13 protein-coding genes are annotated in these 15716 nt (G+C 63.8%); 10 read left to right on the plus strand and 3 right to left on the minus strand.

Going from position 1 to position 15716, the window contains the following annotated elements; all coding sequences use genetic code 11:
• Nucleotides 1-36 precede the first annotated feature (36 nt).
• The 4 genes from LB566_RS13785 (at nucleotide 37) to LB566_RS13800 (ending at nucleotide 4509) form a co-directional block, all read left to right on the plus strand.
• Complete coding sequence (locus tag LB566_RS13785; RefSeq protein ID WP_224624785.1) at nucleotides 37-1368, plus strand: UDP-glucose dehydrogenase family protein; 1332 nt, start codon at nucleotides 37-39, stop codon at nucleotides 1366-1368.
• 93 nt (nucleotides 1369-1461) lie between these two features.
• Nucleotides 1462-2904 carry a GMC oxidoreductase gene (locus LB566_RS13790; protein WP_224624786.1) on the plus strand — a complete coding sequence of 481 codons (1443 nt, stop codon included), beginning with the start codon at nucleotides 1462-1464 and terminating at the stop codon, nucleotides 2902-2904.
• A 13-nt stretch (nucleotides 2905-2917) separates the two neighbouring features.
• Nucleotides 2918-3364: a hypothetical protein gene (locus tag LB566_RS13795; protein ID WP_140550274.1), complete on the plus strand. Its 447-nt coding sequence runs from the start codon at nucleotides 2918-2920 to the stop codon at nucleotides 3362-3364.
• Nucleotides 3365-3429: 65 nt separating this feature from the next.
• A complete protein-coding gene (locus tag LB566_RS13800; protein ID WP_224624787.1) occupies nucleotides 3430-4509 on the plus strand; it encodes a glycosyltransferase in 1080 nt (359 codons plus the stop codon).
• A 211-nt stretch (nucleotides 4510-4720) separates the two neighbouring features.
• Here the strand turns inward: LB566_RS13800 and LB566_RS13805 are convergent, their stop codons facing one another.
• Together LB566_RS13805 and LB566_RS13810 are read right to left on the minus strand one after the other, a co-directional pair.
• Nucleotides 4721-5743: a phosphoribosyltransferase family protein gene (locus LB566_RS13805; RefSeq protein ID WP_318012844.1), complete on the minus strand. Its 1023-nt coding sequence runs from the start codon at nucleotides 5741-5743 to the stop codon at nucleotides 4721-4723.
• Between the two features lie 49 nt (nucleotides 5744-5792).
• Nucleotides 5793-7289, minus strand: a complete 1497-nt coding sequence (locus tag LB566_RS13810; RefSeq protein WP_224624789.1) for a lipopolysaccharide biosynthesis protein — start codon at nucleotides 7287-7289, stop codon at nucleotides 5793-5795.
• 189 nt (nucleotides 7290-7478) lie between these two features.
• Between LB566_RS13810 and LB566_RS13815 the strand changes: the two genes are divergently transcribed.
• From LB566_RS13815 to LB566_RS13840, 6 genes are all read left to right on the plus strand, one after another.
• Nucleotides 7479-8651: a glycosyltransferase gene (locus tag LB566_RS13815; protein ID WP_224624790.1), complete on the plus strand. Its 1173-nt coding sequence runs from the start codon at nucleotides 7479-7481 to the stop codon at nucleotides 8649-8651.
• A gap of 15 nt (nucleotides 8652-8666) precedes the next feature.
• Entirely contained in the window at nucleotides 8667-9656 is a 990-nt protein-coding gene (locus tag LB566_RS13820) for a glycosyltransferase family 2 protein (protein ID WP_224624791.1), read from the plus strand.
• On the plus strand, nucleotides 9656-10606 hold the full coding sequence (locus LB566_RS13825; protein ID WP_224624792.1) for a glycosyltransferase: 951 nt from the start codon (nucleotides 9656-9658) through the stop codon (nucleotides 10604-10606). The genes LB566_RS13820 and LB566_RS13825 overlap by 1 nt, the downstream gene beginning before the upstream one ends.
• Complete coding sequence (locus tag LB566_RS13830) at nucleotides 10596-11564, plus strand: glycosyltransferase family 2 protein (RefSeq protein ID WP_224624793.1); 969 nt, start codon at nucleotides 10596-10598, stop codon at nucleotides 11562-11564. Before LB566_RS13825 ends, LB566_RS13830 begins: the two co-directional genes overlap by 11 nt.
• 74 nt (nucleotides 11565-11638) lie before the next feature.
• Nucleotides 11639-12535: a UTP--glucose-1-phosphate uridylyltransferase gene (locus LB566_RS13835; RefSeq protein ID WP_224624794.1), complete on the plus strand. Its 897-nt coding sequence runs from the start codon at nucleotides 11639-11641 to the stop codon at nucleotides 12533-12535.
• Between the two features lie 237 nt (nucleotides 12536-12772).
• A complete protein-coding gene (locus tag LB566_RS13840; RefSeq protein ID WP_140550265.1) occupies nucleotides 12773-15154 on the plus strand; it encodes a polysaccharide biosynthesis tyrosine autokinase in 2382 nt (793 codons plus the stop codon).
• Between the two features lie 90 nt (nucleotides 15155-15244).
• On the opposite strand, the gene LB566_RS13845 is transcribed toward LB566_RS13840, so the two are convergent.
• The gene (locus tag LB566_RS13845; RefSeq protein WP_224624795.1) at nucleotides 15245-15610 is read right to left on the minus strand and encodes a VanZ family protein; all 366 of its coding nucleotides are present in this window, start codon (nucleotides 15608-15610) and stop codon (nucleotides 15245-15247) included.
• Nucleotides 15611-15716 lie beyond the last annotated feature (106 nt).

A 15716-nucleotide genomic window follows, 5' to 3' on the forward strand; every position in this document is an offset into this window, starting at 1 on the left:
ACCACGGTCCGCTGCCCTGGACAGGAACGAAACAGAATGAATCTGACGGTGTTTGGTATCGGCTATGTCGGTCTCGTGCAGGCCGCGGTGCTTGCCGAAGTCGGCCACCAGGTCGTCTGCGTCGACGTCGACGCAGACAAGGTCGAGCGGCTCAACCAGGGTCTCGTCCCGATTTTCGAGCCGGGCCTCGAAAGCATCGTCAGGGAGAACCACGCCGCCGGCCGCATCAAGTTCACCACCGACGCGGCGGCCGCCGTCAAGCATGGCGAGATCCAGATGATCGCGGTCGGCACGCCTCCCGGCGAGGATGGCTCGGCCGATCTCAAATATGTGCTGGCGGTCGCCGAGACGATCGGCCGGGAAATGGATGCGCCCAAGATCGTCGTCGGCAAGTCGACCGTGCCGGTCGGCACCTGCGAGAAGATCAAGGCCAGGATCGCCGAAACGCTGAAGAAAAGAGGCCGCGAGGACCTGACCTTCGACGTCGCTTCCAATCCGGAATTCCTCAAGGAAGGGTCCGCCGTCGCCGATTGCATGAAGCCGGACCGGATCATCGTCGGCACATCGAGCGAGGGCACAGAGGCGGTGATGCGCGAGCTCTACGCGCCCTTCAACCGCAACCACGAGAAGATGATCGTGATGGACGTGCGCAGCGCCGAATTCACCAAATACGCGGCCAATTGCATGCTCGCCACCAAGATCAGCTTCATGAACGAAATGGCGAACCTGGCCGAACAGCTCGGCGCCGACATCGAAGAGGTGCGCAAGGGCATCGGCAGCGATCCGCGCATCGGCTACCACTTCATCTATCCGGGCCTCGGCTATGGCGGCTCCTGCTTTCCCAAGGACGTGCGCGCCCTGATCAAGACCGCCGAAGGCGTCAAGTTCGACGCCAAGCTGCTGCGCGCCGTCGAGGAGCGCAACAACGAGCAGAAATCCGTGCTGTTCGACAAGGTGAACCGCTATTTCAAGGGCAACCTCAAGGGCAAGACCTTCGCGCTCTGGGGCTTGGCTTTCAAACCCAACACGGACGACATGCGCGAGGCGCCTGCGCGTGTGCTGATGGAGGCGCTCTGGAACGCCGGCGCGACCGTGCAGGCCTATGATCCCGAGGCGATGCAGGAATGCCAGGCCATCTACGGGCTGCGCGACGATTTGCTTCTGTGCGGCACCAAGGAAGCGGCGCTGCGTGGCGCCGATGCGCTGCTGATCGCCACCGAGTGGAAGAGTTTTCGCGCGCCGTCCTTCGACGCGCTGAAGGACGCGCTGACCACGCCGATCATCTTTGACGGCCGCAACCTCTATGATCCCAAGGTCATCGCCCGCCATGGCATCGAATATCACTCGATCGGCAGGATGGCGGCATGAGACCGGGTTTGGGCAATCCAATGTGGGATCGCCGCGACCGGCCGGTTTGCTTGCGATGACGAACGCACAAGACCCGGAAAGGAGTTGCGGCTGATGGTGCTGGACGTAAAGCCGGAGCAGATCACCAGGGACCACTTTGACGTTGTCGCGATCGGTTCCGGTTTCGGTTCGGCCTTCTTCCTGCACGAATTCACGAAGCGGCGTAAGGCGCGCGTCCTGCTCCTGGAATGGGGCCGGCACAACACGCATGAATGGCAGCTCAAGCAGAACGTCAACACCGACATCGAGGACGAATCGACCTACAAGACCAATTCCGACAAGCCGTGGAACTACACGATCGGGCTGGGCGGCGGCACCAACTGCTGGTTCGCACAGACACCGAGATTCCATCCCAACGACTTCAGGCTGAAAAGCACTTACGGCATCGGCAATGACTGGCCGATCAGCTATGACGACGTCGAGCCGTTCTATTGCGACGCCGAAGACATCATGTCGATCTCGGGCGATCCCGACATGGCGGCGCTGCTGCCGCGCTCGAGGCCGTTTCCGCAGCCGCCGCACCGCATGTCGACGCCCGACCGGATGATGAAGGCGGCGCAGCCCGGCCAGCATTTCGTCATGCCGACGGCGCGCGCCCGGGTGCCGACCGCGCAGCGCACCTCGTGCTGCGCCAACCTCAGATGCTGGCTCTGCCCGGTCGACGCCAAATTCACGGCCAATAACGGCCTGATGCATGTCTTCGAGCATCCCGACGTGTCGGTCTGCCTCGGTTCGGAAGTGCGCCGGCTCGACCATGCCGGCGGGGCGGTCCGCTCGGTCACCTTCGTCCACGCCGGCAAGGAATATCAGGTCAGCGGCGACCTCTTCGTTCTCGGCGCCAATGCCATCCAGAGCGCGGCGATCATGCTGCGCTCCGGCCTGGGAGGCGAATTCGTCGGCCGCGGCCTGCATGAATCCTATGGCTGGAATTTCGAGGTCTATCTCGACGGTGTCGACAATTTCGACGGCAGCACCATCACCACCGGCTTGAATTTCGGCCTCTATGACGGTCCGCACCGGTCCGAGCACGCCGCGGCGCTGGTCTATTTCGAGAACCGCTGGCAACACGGCATGCGCGCCGAGAAGGGGCGGTTGCGCCAGGCGCTGCCGCTTGTCGTGGTGACCGAGAACCTGCTCGACCATGAGAATTTCGTCACGCTCGACGAGGACGACAATGCCTTCGTCAGCTTCAAGGCGCCGTCGGACTACGCGGTCAAGGGCATGGCGCGGGCGCTGGAGAAACTGCCCGGGCTGCTTGCCCCGCTGCCGGTCGAACAGCTTTTCGATCGCGGCATCCGGCCAACCGAATCGCATGTCCAGGGTACGCTCCGGATGGGAACGGGCCCGGCCGATTCGGTCGTCGACAGCGGCATGATTCATCACCAGCTCAGGAACCTGGTCGTGGTCGGCACCAGCACCTATCCGAGCTGTTCGTGCGCCAATCCGAGCCTGACCGCGGCAGCGCTGTCCCTGCGGGCGGCGAGCCGGATGGCGTGAAGGAGCAAACCGGATGATAGAGATCTCGCGACGCTCCGCACTGGCCGTCCTGGCGGGCGGGGTGGTATCGACGGGCATTGCCTACGCGGCCGTGTCCTCGTTTTCGGATGAGGATCTGGTGCGCGTCACGCTCGAGAGATATCTCGGCAAGCTCAACATGCGCATCGAGCATTTGCAGCAGTTCGTCCTGGCGTTCCGCGACAGGAACCCGTGGATATTCCCAAGCGAGAAACTCAGCGACGCCGTCACCTTGCTCGAGGAGACAAGGCTGGGCAAGGCCCGCGCCTTGCTGCCGGAGCAGAAGAAGCAGGATCTCCTGCATTTCGACCGCTGGCTGATCGCCGAATTCCACATGCTGACCGACTACGCCTGGCGCAGTTCGCCGGGCGATCCGATCCGGTTCACCGGATGGCAGCCATGCACCAATCCGTTCGCCAATCTCGAGCAACAGAATGCCTGAAGCGGTGCCGGAGCAAGCTCTCGGGCCACATTGAACGAAACGCGAAAGAACCAGGAGCCAGAACCATGAAAGTTCTTTTTGCAGGCGGCAACGGATACACGCCCGAATTCAGCGGCGGCGTCCAGTCGAGCACCCATCATCTGGCCGAGCAGTTGATCGAGCACGGCCATGAGGCGGCCGTACTGGCCGCCCTGTTCGGCGACGGCGTCTTCGGCTTCAAGGCGCGCGCCAAGATGAAGCTGCTGCGTCAGCCGGCGGTCATCGACAGTTTTCCCGGCTACCCGGTGGTGCGGGCCTGGTTTCCCTGGAAGGCGGCCGAGTTTGCCGTCCGCAGATTGAGGCCGGACGTGGCCGTCGTCCAGTGCCACAAGTCGGTTCCCGTGGGCAAGGCGCTGCAGGCCGAAGGCGTGCCGCTGGTCGTCTATCTCAGGAACGTCGAGTTCCATGAGTTGGGCGGCGATCTGCGCGAGCTGCATTCGGCGCTCTACATCGCCAATTCGCAATTCACCGCGCGCGCCTACAAACAGAAATTCGGCATCGATGCGGCGGTGCTGCCGCCGACCATCAATGCCGCCCTCTACAGCACGCCGACCACGGGCCAGTTCGTCACCTTGATCAATCCTTACGAGGAGAAAGGCTTCGAGCTCGCCGTGCGCATCGCCGGCGCCTGCCCCGAGATTCCGTTCCTGTTCGTGGAGAGCTGGAAGCTTGCCGACGATCATCGCGCCCGCATCGAGCAAACCATCGCCCCGTTCTCCAACATCAGGCTGGAGAACCGCACCGGCGATATGAAGACCGTCTATGGCCGCACCAGGATCCTGCTTGCGCCCAGCAAATGGGAAGAGGCCTGGGGCCGTGTGGCCTCGGAAGCCCATTGCAGCGGCATTCCCGTCATCGGCTCGCGGCGCGGCGGCCTGCCCGAAGCGATCGGCCCGGGCGGCGTGGTGCTGGATTACGATGCGCCGCTCGCCGACTGGATCGCGGCCGTCAGGCTGCTGTGGAACGACCGTCGGGAATATGACCGGCTCTCGGCCACGGCGCGCAGCTTCTCCGAGCGTCCGGAGCTCGATCCGGACCGCCAATTCCTCACCTTCTTTTCCATACTGGACAAGGCCACACAGCAGCGTTCGCGACAGGCGGCGTAGCCAAGGCTCAGGCTGGTGCCGACCCCGGCAGTCTCGTGATAGGAATTTTTTCTTGACAGGGTGAAGGCAGCTATGGTAGATTTTCAGTCATGGTGCTGAGTTGCGCCGGAAACCCGCCGCACAGGCGGGTTTTTCGTTTGATACCTCTCGACCGACGCGCCGGCGAACACTCCGAAGGAACCCGTTAATCTGGATTCGCAGCCTTGGCGGATCAGGCCAGGCGCTTGACCCGGCTTTTCAGCGTCTCGTAGCCGCGGGCGCCGAGCAGGGCCCGGGCAAGGGCCTTGGCAGCGCCCTTGCGGCCTTCCTGTGACTTGGCCTGTCGCAACCTGGCCGGCAGGTTGCGCGCCGCCTGGCCGAGCGCCGGGAGCGACAGCGCGTTGGGAAAGCTGACCATGTGCGTTTCGACGCACAGCACCGGTTTGCCCGACAGCTCGGTGATCCTCAGCGCCTGCTCGTGCTCGCTCTCGATGAACAGGATGGCATCGGATTTGCGGTAGAATTCGGCCTTGAAACTGCCATGCGCGCCAAGCCGCTGGCGCTCCGCCTTGCTCGGCAGGTCGAGCATGACCAGATGATCGTACTTGATCTCGTGCTTGGCCAGCCATGCCTCGGTCAGCGCGCGGTATTTCTCCAGCCGGCTGGTCACCAGCCAGCCGATCTTGCGGGTCGCGGTATGGAGCGGCCGCGCTTCGCTGAGGAATTTCTCGTAGGCCGGACCGTCGTCGTTTTCGGCCTCGGTCGGATCGAGGCACAGCACCCCGTCTATGTCGACGCAGCATTGCGCAAGGAATTTGTGATGCATGAAGTTCCACTGGAACATGCGCGGATGCGGCACGACCTCGAAGACGACATCGGTCTCGGCATGCTGCGGCTCAAGCCCGAACACGGCGGCAAAGGTGTAGTCGGCCTCGATGCCGGCACCTTCTATGCGGGCGCGGGCGTCGCGCATGGCGTTGCCGCCGGAGACGCTGTCGTCGATCACCAGCACCTTGCGCATTTCCGCGACCTTGCGGTCGAGCACCGCACGGCGCTTGGTGATGCCCGATGTGTAGACGCGACCCTCGAGGAAGGAGTCCAGGTCGGTCATCGGTATGTTCGCTGCGAGGCTGACCAGCGTCGCCGCCAGCACGCCGCTTCTGGGGACGCCGACCACCAGGTCGATGTCGCGCGGCAACCGGTGAAGGTTGCTGACGATCGCGTCGTTCATGTCTGAGATCGATCGGTAATGCATGGATCAGGCCTGATGCTCGGGTGAACGGTAAGGGTCGAAAGCGCCGAAATTATTGCGCCTCGCGCGGGGCTGCCGCCGGCGGCCTTGCCGGCAGCATTTTCAAGGCCTCGCGCAAGGCTTCACGGCCGGCTGCGAAGACCAGCGCGATGACGATGGTGATGAGATAGGCAAGGATGGCGCCGCTGGCCAAGGCGACGACATGCTGCTGCGGCAGCAGCGGCTTCACCAACCAGACCGCCGCCAGCGCCACATGCGCGCCGAGCACGAACGGCGTCGCCGCGCGAAGCACGTGGCTTGCCCGCAGCGGCCCGCTCCTGCCGACATAAAGCCACAGGAAAGGCGTGCGCAGATATTCGCTGACGGCATAGGCGATCGCCACGCCGAGCGCGCCATAAGGCAGGCCCAGCACGAAAGCGAGCACCGACGTCACCGCCGTGATGATGCCCCAGCGCATGAAGTCGCCGGAGCGGCCCTGGCTGACGAACAGCCATCCGGCCGGATTGTTGAGCGGCTGCAGCAGCCCGGCGAAGCCCAGCGCCAGGAAAATGCCGGCGCTCGCGCGCCACTGCTCGCCGAGCACGAACGGAATGAGTATGTCCGACATGGCGGTGGCGAAAGCGACGCCGGGAAGCGCCACCAGCAGGATCAGCGGCATGACGCGAAGATAGGCGCTGCGGTAGCGGTCGGGCTCGTCCTTCAGCCTGGAAAGAGCCGGCACCATCACCTTCGACAGCGGGTTCGTGATCTGGCTCAGCGGGAACAGGAGCAGCTTGTAGGCACGGTCATAGAGGCCGAGCTGCGCCTCGCCCCAGTATTTTCCGATCAGCACGTTGTCGAGATTGCGGGCGAAGAAGTTGGCGAAGTTGAAGCCGGTTATGCCGGCACCGAAATTGATCAGCTCGCTGATTCCGGCGACCTTGCGCGGCAGGCTGGGCCGCCAGCGCGAACTGGCCCAGTAGCACAGCGTCGGCAGCACGGCTCCGGTCAACGTGCCGGCGAAAAGTGCCCAGTACGAGCGGTCGATGAAGGTCCAGGCGATCGACACGGCAAGACCAGCCACGGCGCCCGCGACATCGATGATGGCCAGGCGGCCGAACTGCATGCGGCGGGTCAGGAGCGCCAGATGCTGCGCACCGAGGCCGTAGGCCATGATCTGCAGGCCCAGCGCCGCCACCAGGCCAGCCACACGTGGCTCGCCGTAGAAGGCGGCGACCAGCGGTGCCGCGCCGGCAAGCACGCAGGCCAGGATCGCGCTGACGGCGACATTGATCCAGAACAGGTAGTTCACCTCGTCGTGCCGTATGCCCGATTTCTGGATGGTCGCCTGGGTGAGGCCGAAATCCTGGAACAGCGCGATGAAGGCCAGCACCGGCGCGCACATCGCCACGACGCCGAAATCCTGCGGCAACAGGAGACGCGACAAAACGATGACGGAAATGATCTGCGTGGCGACCCGCACGGACTGCGACAAGGCCGTCACGACCGCGCCACGCCCGACCGATTTGCGCAGCGAGCCTTCTGGCGGATCGAATGGATTGGCTTCCAAATTCAGGATTCCTGATTCTTGTGCAGGTTCCGCCCAGGAACCATGCAACCGCCGCCGCGGCCAAATTACGGCATTTATTTTGCAGTGCAACAAAAAACGTGGATTTTGCTACGCTGCACCAAAAATGTTGCGATGCAGCAAGACCTGTACTAGGTTCCCCATGGGTGGGCCAACAGCGGTCGAGTTTTCATGCTGAATGTCTTGTACCTTGTGCATGACGTTTCCGACCCGGCAGTGCGCCGGCGGATAACAATGCTCAGGGCAGGTGGCGCCCAGGTCACGCTCGCAGGCTTCCGCCGCACGGCAAATCCCATTGCCGACGTCGAGGGATTGCGGCCGCTGGATCTCGGCGCGACGCGTGACGGGCGATTCGCCCAGCGTCTGGCGGCAGTCGCCAAGGCGGCGGTTTCGATCGGCACCAGCCTCCGCGGCATGCCGAGGCCCGATCTCATCATCGCGCGCAACCTGGAGATGCTGGCGCTCGCCCGCCGCGCCAACACGGCATTCGGCGCCGCGGTGCCGATCGTCTATGAATGCCTCGACATCCATCGCCTGATGCTTCGCAGCGATGCGGTCGGCAGGGCGTTGCGTGCCACGGAACGTTACCTTGCCAGGGACGTAAAGCTTCTGGTGACCAGCTCGCCCGCGTTCACCGCCAATTATTTCGAGCCGTTCGGCCAGGTGACGGCGCCGGTCGAACTGGTCGAAAACAAATATTTCGAGGCAGCAGCGATCCTGCCGGCCGAGCATGAGATGGCCGAGGCGCCTGTCGCACCACCCTGGCGCATCGGCTGGTTCGGGGCATTGCGCTGCCGCCGCTCGCTCGAACTCCTGGCCGATTTCTCGCGCCGCGCCAACGGCCGGTTCGAGATCGTGCTGCGCGGCCGCCCGGCTTTGACCGAATTCCCGGATTTCCACGCCTTCGTCGAGGCGGAGCCCTGGCTTTCGTTTCGCGGACCCTACCGCAACCCGGAGGACATGGCGGCGATCTACCGGGACGTGCATTTCTCCTGGGCAATCGATTTCTTCGAGGCGGGCCAGAATTCCGATTGGCTGCTGCCCAACCGGCTCTATGAGGGCTGCCGTTTCGGCGCGGTGCCGATCTCGATGGCCAACACGGAAACCGGGCGGTTCCTCGGCCGGCAGGGCATCGGCATTCTGTTGCCCGAAGCCTCACCCGACGCGCTCGAAGCCGCCATCGGCAAGATGGAGGAGCGCCGCTTCAGCACGTTGAAGGAGCGCGTTCTGTCGCGCAACCCCAGGATATGGAGCTATGATCGCAGCGATTGCCGGGCCCTGGTCGAGAAGCTCCGCAGCCTGGCCGCAATACGCGAACCCTTCGCGGCCGAGGCTTTGGCCTAGGATGGAGATCGCCCGATGATGCAAGCGCTCCCCTCCAGCCTGATCGTGATTCCCTGCCTCAACGAGGCAGCCCATATCGGTGTGCTGCTCGACCAGCTCGGCCCCGCGGCGGCGAGGCTCGGCGCCAGGATCGTCGTTGCCGATGGCGGCAGCACCGATGGTACCCCGGCCATTGTCGGCGAGCGCGCGAAAGAGGATCCCCGCATCGTCCTGCTCCACAATGAAAAGCGCATCCAGAGCGCGGCGATCAATCTTGCCGTCGCCAGATTCGGCGATGGTGCCGAATATCTGATCCGCATCGATGCCCATGGCGGCTACCCCGCCGACTATTGCGACCGGCTGGTCGAGGAAGCGCTGGCCACGGGCGCCGATTCGGTCGTGGTTTCCATGCTGACCAGCGGCAGCGGCACCGTGCAGAAGGCGGCCGCGGCCGCGCAGAACTCAAAGCTCGGCACCGGCGGCTCCAAGCACCGGCATCTGTCCGCCGGAGAATGGGTCGATCACGGCCATCATGCGCTGATGCGGATTTCTGCCTTCCAGGCCGTCGGTGGCTATGATGAGACGTTCAGCCATAATGAGGACGCCGAGCTCGATTACCGGCTGAGGCAGGCCGGCTACAGGATCTGGATGAGTGGCAGGACGCAGATGGTCTACTATCCGCGCGCGTCGCTCAGCGGCCTCTACTTCCAGTATCTCGGCTACGGCCGCGGTCGCGCCAAGAATGTCCTGAAGCACCGCGTCATCCCGAAGGTCCGGCAGATGGTGCCGCTGCTGGTATTGCCGGTGGTGATGCTCGCGGCCTTTTCCTTCGTGCACTGGCTGGCGGCGGTGCCGCTTTTGATCTGGGCGTCGGTGTGCCTCGGCTACGGCCTGTGGACGGCGGTAAGCCAACGCAATGCCGACATCGCGCTTGCCGGCGTCTCGGCGATGGTCATGCATTTCGGCTGGTCCGTCGGTTTCTGGCTACAGCTTCTCGGCCTCGGTGCACGACGCGGGGTCGCGTGATGGCGATTCCAGGCAAGAACCGCCGCATCGATATCGGCGTGTGCACGTTCCGCCGGCCGGAACTGGCCGACACGCTGCGCTCGCTCGATGCCATGGACAGGCCGGCCGGTTTCGATGTCCGTGTCATCGTCGCCGATAATGACGACACGCCGAGCGCCAGGGATCTGGTGACGGCGCTGGCGCGCGAACTTTCGCTGCCGATCAGCTATCACCACTGCCCTGCGCGCAACATCTCGATCGCCCGCAACGCCTGCCTTGACGCCAGCACGTCGGATTTCGTCGCCTTCATCGACGACGACGAGACGGCTTCGCCGCGCTGGCTTGCCGAGCTCGTCGCAACGGCCCAGGCAAGTGGCGCCGCCGCCGTGCTGGGCCCGGTCAAGGCGCGCTACGGCGCCGATGCGCCGGACTGGATGCGGCGTGGCGACTTCCATTCGACCTTGCCGGTCTGGGTGCGTGGCGAAATCCGCACCGGCTACACCTGCAACGTGCTGCTCGACATGGGTTCGGACAGCCTGCGCGGGCGCCGCTTCAGCCTGGCACGTGGCCAGACCGGCGGCGAGGACACCGAGTTCTTCGACCAGATGCACAAGACAGGCGGCCGAATCGCCTTTTCTCCGGAGGCTTGGGTGGACGAGGTCGTGCCGAGGACCAGGGCCGCCTTCGACTGGCTTGGCCGCCGCCGCTTCCGCGTCGGGCAGACGCATGGCCATCTCCTGGGGCGCAATGCGAGCGGCATTCGCCTGGTCAAACAGGTTGGCATTGCCGCAGCAAAGGCAGCCTATTGCTTCGCCGCGGCGTTTCCCTTCCTTGGAAGCCCCGTGCGGCGGAACCGCAGCGTGCTGCGCGGCATTATGCATGTCGGCGTCGTCAGCGGCCTTGTCGGCATCCGCGAGATCCGCCTCTACGGCCAGCCCTCGCCACAGGAAGGAGGCAAGCGTGCAGCCTGACGTCAGCTTCGTCCCGGACGTTTCCTTCGTCATTGCAGCCTACAACGCCGAGGCGACCCTCGACCGGGCGATCGCCAGCGCCATCGCGCAAAAGGGTGTCAGCGTCGAGGTCGTCGTCGTCGACGACAAGTCGCGCGACGCGACGCTCGACGTGGCAAGGGCCTATCCGCAGGACATCGTGCGCGTCGTGGCGCTTGCGCAGAACAAGGGCCCCGGCGGCGCCAGGAATGCCGGTCTCGAGGCTGCCCGAGGCCGCTGGGTCGCGGTCCTCGATTCCGACGACGCGGTCTATCCCGGCCGCATCGCCACCATGATCGCGCGGGCTGAAAGGGCGGGCGCGCAAATCGCCGTCGACAACCTCCAGGTCGTCCGCGAAGACGGCGTGATCGAGGATGCGATGTTCCCGACGCGCTATCTGGAGGAATTGGGCGAGATCTCGCTGGCCAGCTATATCGCCGGCAACGTCGTCTTCGAATCGAAGTTCAATCTCGGCTATCTCAAGCCGATCTTCGAGCGCCGCTTCCTGGAAGAAAACCGACTTCGCTACGACGAGGACCTGATCATCGGCGAGGACTACATATTCCTGGCCAACGCCCTGGCCATGGGCGGCAGGTGCGTGGTCGAGCCTGACATCGGCTATGCCTATCACATCCGCAGCGGCTCCATTTCGCGCGTGCTCGAGCCTCATCACGTCGAGGCGATGCGCAAGGCCGATGCAATTTTCGCTCAAAGCCATCAGATGGACGCGGCCGCGCAGGCGGCCTTCGCCCGGCGCAGCCGCAGCCTGCGCAAGGCGGCCTCCTTCCTGTCGATGGTCCAGCACATCAAGGCGCGGTCCCCGCTCAAGGCGATCCGGACGGCGCTCAGCGACCCGGCGGCGGTCAGGCATATGGGCATGCCGATCGCCGTGCGGTTGCGACGAGTAGCGGCACAATTTGCCGTGGGGGCGGGGAGGTGAAGATGCAGGCACAGGGAGGGATTTTTCCTGGCCTGCGAATGGACTGAAATCGATCTCCTCAGAAGGAATTTGCGATGAAGAAAATCAGGAAGGCCGTAATACCGGTGGCGGGGCTTGGAACGCGGTTCCTGCCGGCGACCAAGTCGATGCCGAAGGAAATGCTTCCCGTCGTCGACCGGCCGGTCGTGCAATACGCCGTCGATGAGGCCTTCGAGGCCGGCATCGAGCACATCGTGTTCGTGACCGGCCGCAACAAGGCGGTCATCGAGGATTATTTCGACCTGCATCCGGAATTGATCGGAACGCTGGAGCAGAGTGGCAAGAAGGCGCAATTGCAGTCGCTGGAAAGCCTGCTGCCGGTGGCCGGCGCCACCAGCTTCATCCGCCAGCAATCCCCGCAAGGCCTTGGCCACGCTGTCTGGTGCGCGCGCGAGGTCATCGGCAACGAGCCCTTCGCCCTGCTTTTGCCTGATATGGTCTCGTTCGGCGGCCGCGGCTGTCTGGCCGAGGTCACCGACCTCTATGCCGAAACCGGCGGCAACGTCATTGCGGTCGAGCGCTGTGACCCGACCGAGACCAACAAATACGGCATTGTTGGCCGCGGCGCCGACATTGGCGGCGGTTTCGAGGTGACGGCGATGGTCGAAAAACCGGCGCCGGCCACTGCGCCGTCGAACTTCTACATCAACGGCCGCTATATCCTGCAGCCTGAGATCTTCGCCCTGCTCGGCAACCAGCAGCGCGGCGCCGGCAACGAGATCCAGCTGACCGACGCCATGGTGCGCCTGGCGCAGGAGCAGTCGTTCTTTGCCCAGCCCTTCAAGGGCCGCATGTTCGACTGCGGCTCGAAGGAGGGCTTCATCCAGGCCAATATCGCCTTCGCCTTGGCACGCGATGACATGAAAGGTCCGGTTTTCGAGATGCTTCAGGAGTTCGTCCGGTCGCATGAACGACAGGAAGAAGCCGCATAATGCCCATGTTTCGGGAGCATTGTCGGACGGCTGACGGTTCGATGCCCGGAAGGCCCTGTGGCGTCCGGCATGGAACTTGCGTTGCTTTTCGGCAATGCTCCCGATCTTCGAAGTGCCTGGGAGCCAAGGCATGATCCCGGAAAGCGCAAGGCGGTTTTCGGAAAAGATCATGTTCAAACAGTGAGATAGAGCCCATCCCGATGATTGGGATGGACGGGCTCTGGAATTGGACCGAAGATGAACTATGCCAACTTTCCTCTCGACAAGAGGATGCCATTGCCGAATTCGGAAGCAGGAGACGGCGAAGACTTCATCGATGTCGAGCGGCTGCTTGGCATGGCTGCGCGGCAGGCCAAGGTGGTTGTCCTGGGCGCGGTCATTGGGCTTGTCATGGGCCTGCTCTATCTGCAGACCACGCCGCCCAAATACCAGTCGGTCTCGAGCGTGCTGATCGATGAGGGGCTGAACAAGATCGTCGACGACATTTCGGCGGCGTCGACGACCATGCAGACCGATTCGGCCATCCTGAGCCAGATCGAAATCCTGACCTCGACGCGGCTTGCCGCCGTGGTCGTCGACAAGCTGAAGCTCGACCGCAACGACGCGTTCATGAACCCGCCCCAGTCGGCGCTCGCCCAGGGCATCGGCCTGATCCGCGGCCTGATCCAGTATGTTCGCCCCAGTCCTCCCATGCCGGGCGTCGGCGACGTCACCAAGCTCGACCCGGCCACCCGCGATGCGCTGATCGCGACCTCACGTCGTGACTACGCGATCCTCAAATTGCAGAACGAAGTGCAGGCGGAGCGCGTCGGGCGAAGCTATGTCATCGCGCTCGGCTACCAGGCGACGGATCCGGCACTGGCGACCGCGATCACCAAGGCCTATGCCGATGCCTATCTCGCCGACCAGCTCGACGCCTCCTTCGATGCCACCGAGCGCGCCGCGGTCTGGCTGCAGGGCCGGCTGACGGAACTGCGCGAAAGCTCGCAGGCGGCATCGCTCGCGGTCGAGAAATTCAGGGCCGAGCACGGACTGTCCGCCAACAGCGACGGCCAGCTGATGAGCGCCAAGCAGCTTGCCGACCTCAACGCCCAGCTTATCGTGGCGCAGGCCGATACGGCCCGGGCCAGCGCCCGCTACCAGCAGTACAAGTCCATCGTCGAAAGCGGTTCGGAGAACGCCTTCAAGGATGCCGCCATATCGAGCGACCAGCCGAGCAGCTCGGTCATCGCGGCGCTCAAGACGCGCTATCTCGCCGTCGCCAAGCGGCAGCAGGATGTCGAGGCCAATTTCGGGCCGCAGCATCCGCAGGCGGTGGCGCTCGCCAAGGAGAAGGCCGACATATCGGCGCAGATATTCGGCGAGCTGAAGCAGCTGACCGAAAGCTATCGCAACGAATATGAAGTGGCGCTGGCGCGCGAGACCGCGCTCAGGGCCAATGTCGCAGCGGCGCAAGGCAAGAGTGCCATCGACAACCAGTCGCAGGTGAAGCTGCGTGAACTCGACCAGAAGGCGACGGCGCTCTCCACGCTCTACCAGACATTCCTCGGCCGCTACGAGGAAGCCGCCCAGCAGCAATCCTTCCCGGTCGGCAAGATCCGCATCATCTCGGATGCATCGATGCCGCTCAGCGCCTCCAGCCCGCGCACGATCGTGGTGCTGGCACTCTCGCTTGTGCTGGGCACGTTGATGGGTGCCGGGTTCGGCGGCCTCAACGAATTCAACGAACGTTTCTTCAGGACCGGCGAGGATGTCCGCGACCGCGTCGGCCTCAAATTTCTCGGTTACCTGCCTGTCATCGGCGGCAAGACCGCCAGGGAGGAAAAGCAGGTCGATCCGGATCTCAAAACCGCCAAATCGCCGGCAGCCGTCGAGAAGCGCGCGCGCATGCGCGTCAGCGTCGATGCTCCGGCGTCGATGTTCTCCGAGACGCTGCGCAGCGCAAAGATCGCCTTCGACGTCGTCATGGAAGGGCAGGGCAGCCGCGTCATCGGCGTCATCTCGGTCCTTCCGGGCGAAGGCAAGTCGACTGTCGCGGCCAATCTGGCCGGACTGCTTGCCGCCAACGGCGCCAGGACGCTGCTGATCGACGGCGACCTGCGCAATCCGGGCTTGAGCCGTAGCCTCGGCATGGAGGCCGAGCAGGGACTGATGGAAGCGGTGGTGAGCGGCCAGACCTGGCAGTCGGTCGGCAAGATCGACCGGCAGACGAAGCTGGCGATCATTCCGGCCGTGCTGCGCGGCAATTTCTCGCATACCAGTGAGCTTCTCTCCTCGGCCGGCATGCGGCGCTTCATCGACAACGCCAAGGAGACATTTGAATACATCGTCGTCGATCTGCCGCCGCTGGGGCCGGTGGTCGACGCCAAGGCCTTCGCGCCGCTTGTCGACGGCTTCGTGCTGGTCACCGAATGGGGCCGCACCCCGCGCGCAATGGTGAGGTCGATGCTTGAATCCGAACCCTATGTCGCCAACAAGATCGTCGGCGCGGTGCTGAACAAGGTCGATCTCAAGAAGCTCGCCAAATACGGCTCGTTCGGAGCGTCCGAAAAATTCTTCGGCCAGTACTCGAGCTATTATCTCGACAAGACCGAAGTGCGCAGCAAGACAACGGTCTGACATCGACCGTGGCGATTTCCGTGCCTGAGTGACGACGCAGGTCCTCGCCTTGTGGCCGCGGCGGGCTACAGTGGGAGTCTAAACCCGGCATCATTCGGCAGGCAACGTCAGCCTGCGCGGCCAATAGCGGCTGGCCACCAAAAGGCTGAGATGGACGACAACTATTCCGAGGATGCCTGCCAAAGCCTTCAGCGAGCCATCTGAAAGGCGCGCATGGCGACCGGGTTCGAGGAGTTGCATCAGCTCCAGCGTAGCGGCTACGACAACGACGATAGTGACAGTTCCAGCCAGGCGGTTTGGAAAGCCGAGACCCATTGCCACGCCGAACAGAACATAGGCGAGGGCGCGTTCGAAATCTGGGTCACCCAGGTGAGGCCGCATCTGGATTGGCGACAGCGTCGCGAAGACAATGACGGCGAGCAAAGCAAGGGCGGCAATGCGAGAGATAAGGGTCATTGCCGTTCGTAAGGCGAACAAGCCGGCGAAACAATGACTGGCATCTTCAATGATCCAATTTATAACGAGATGGCTTCCGAACTGCTGGCGAATTCAAGCAGCCGCG

The sequence above is a fragment of the Mesorhizobium sp. CA13 genome (assembly GCF_020165235.1).
Lineage (GTDB): Bacteria > Pseudomonadota > Alphaproteobacteria > Rhizobiales > Rhizobiaceae > Mesorhizobium.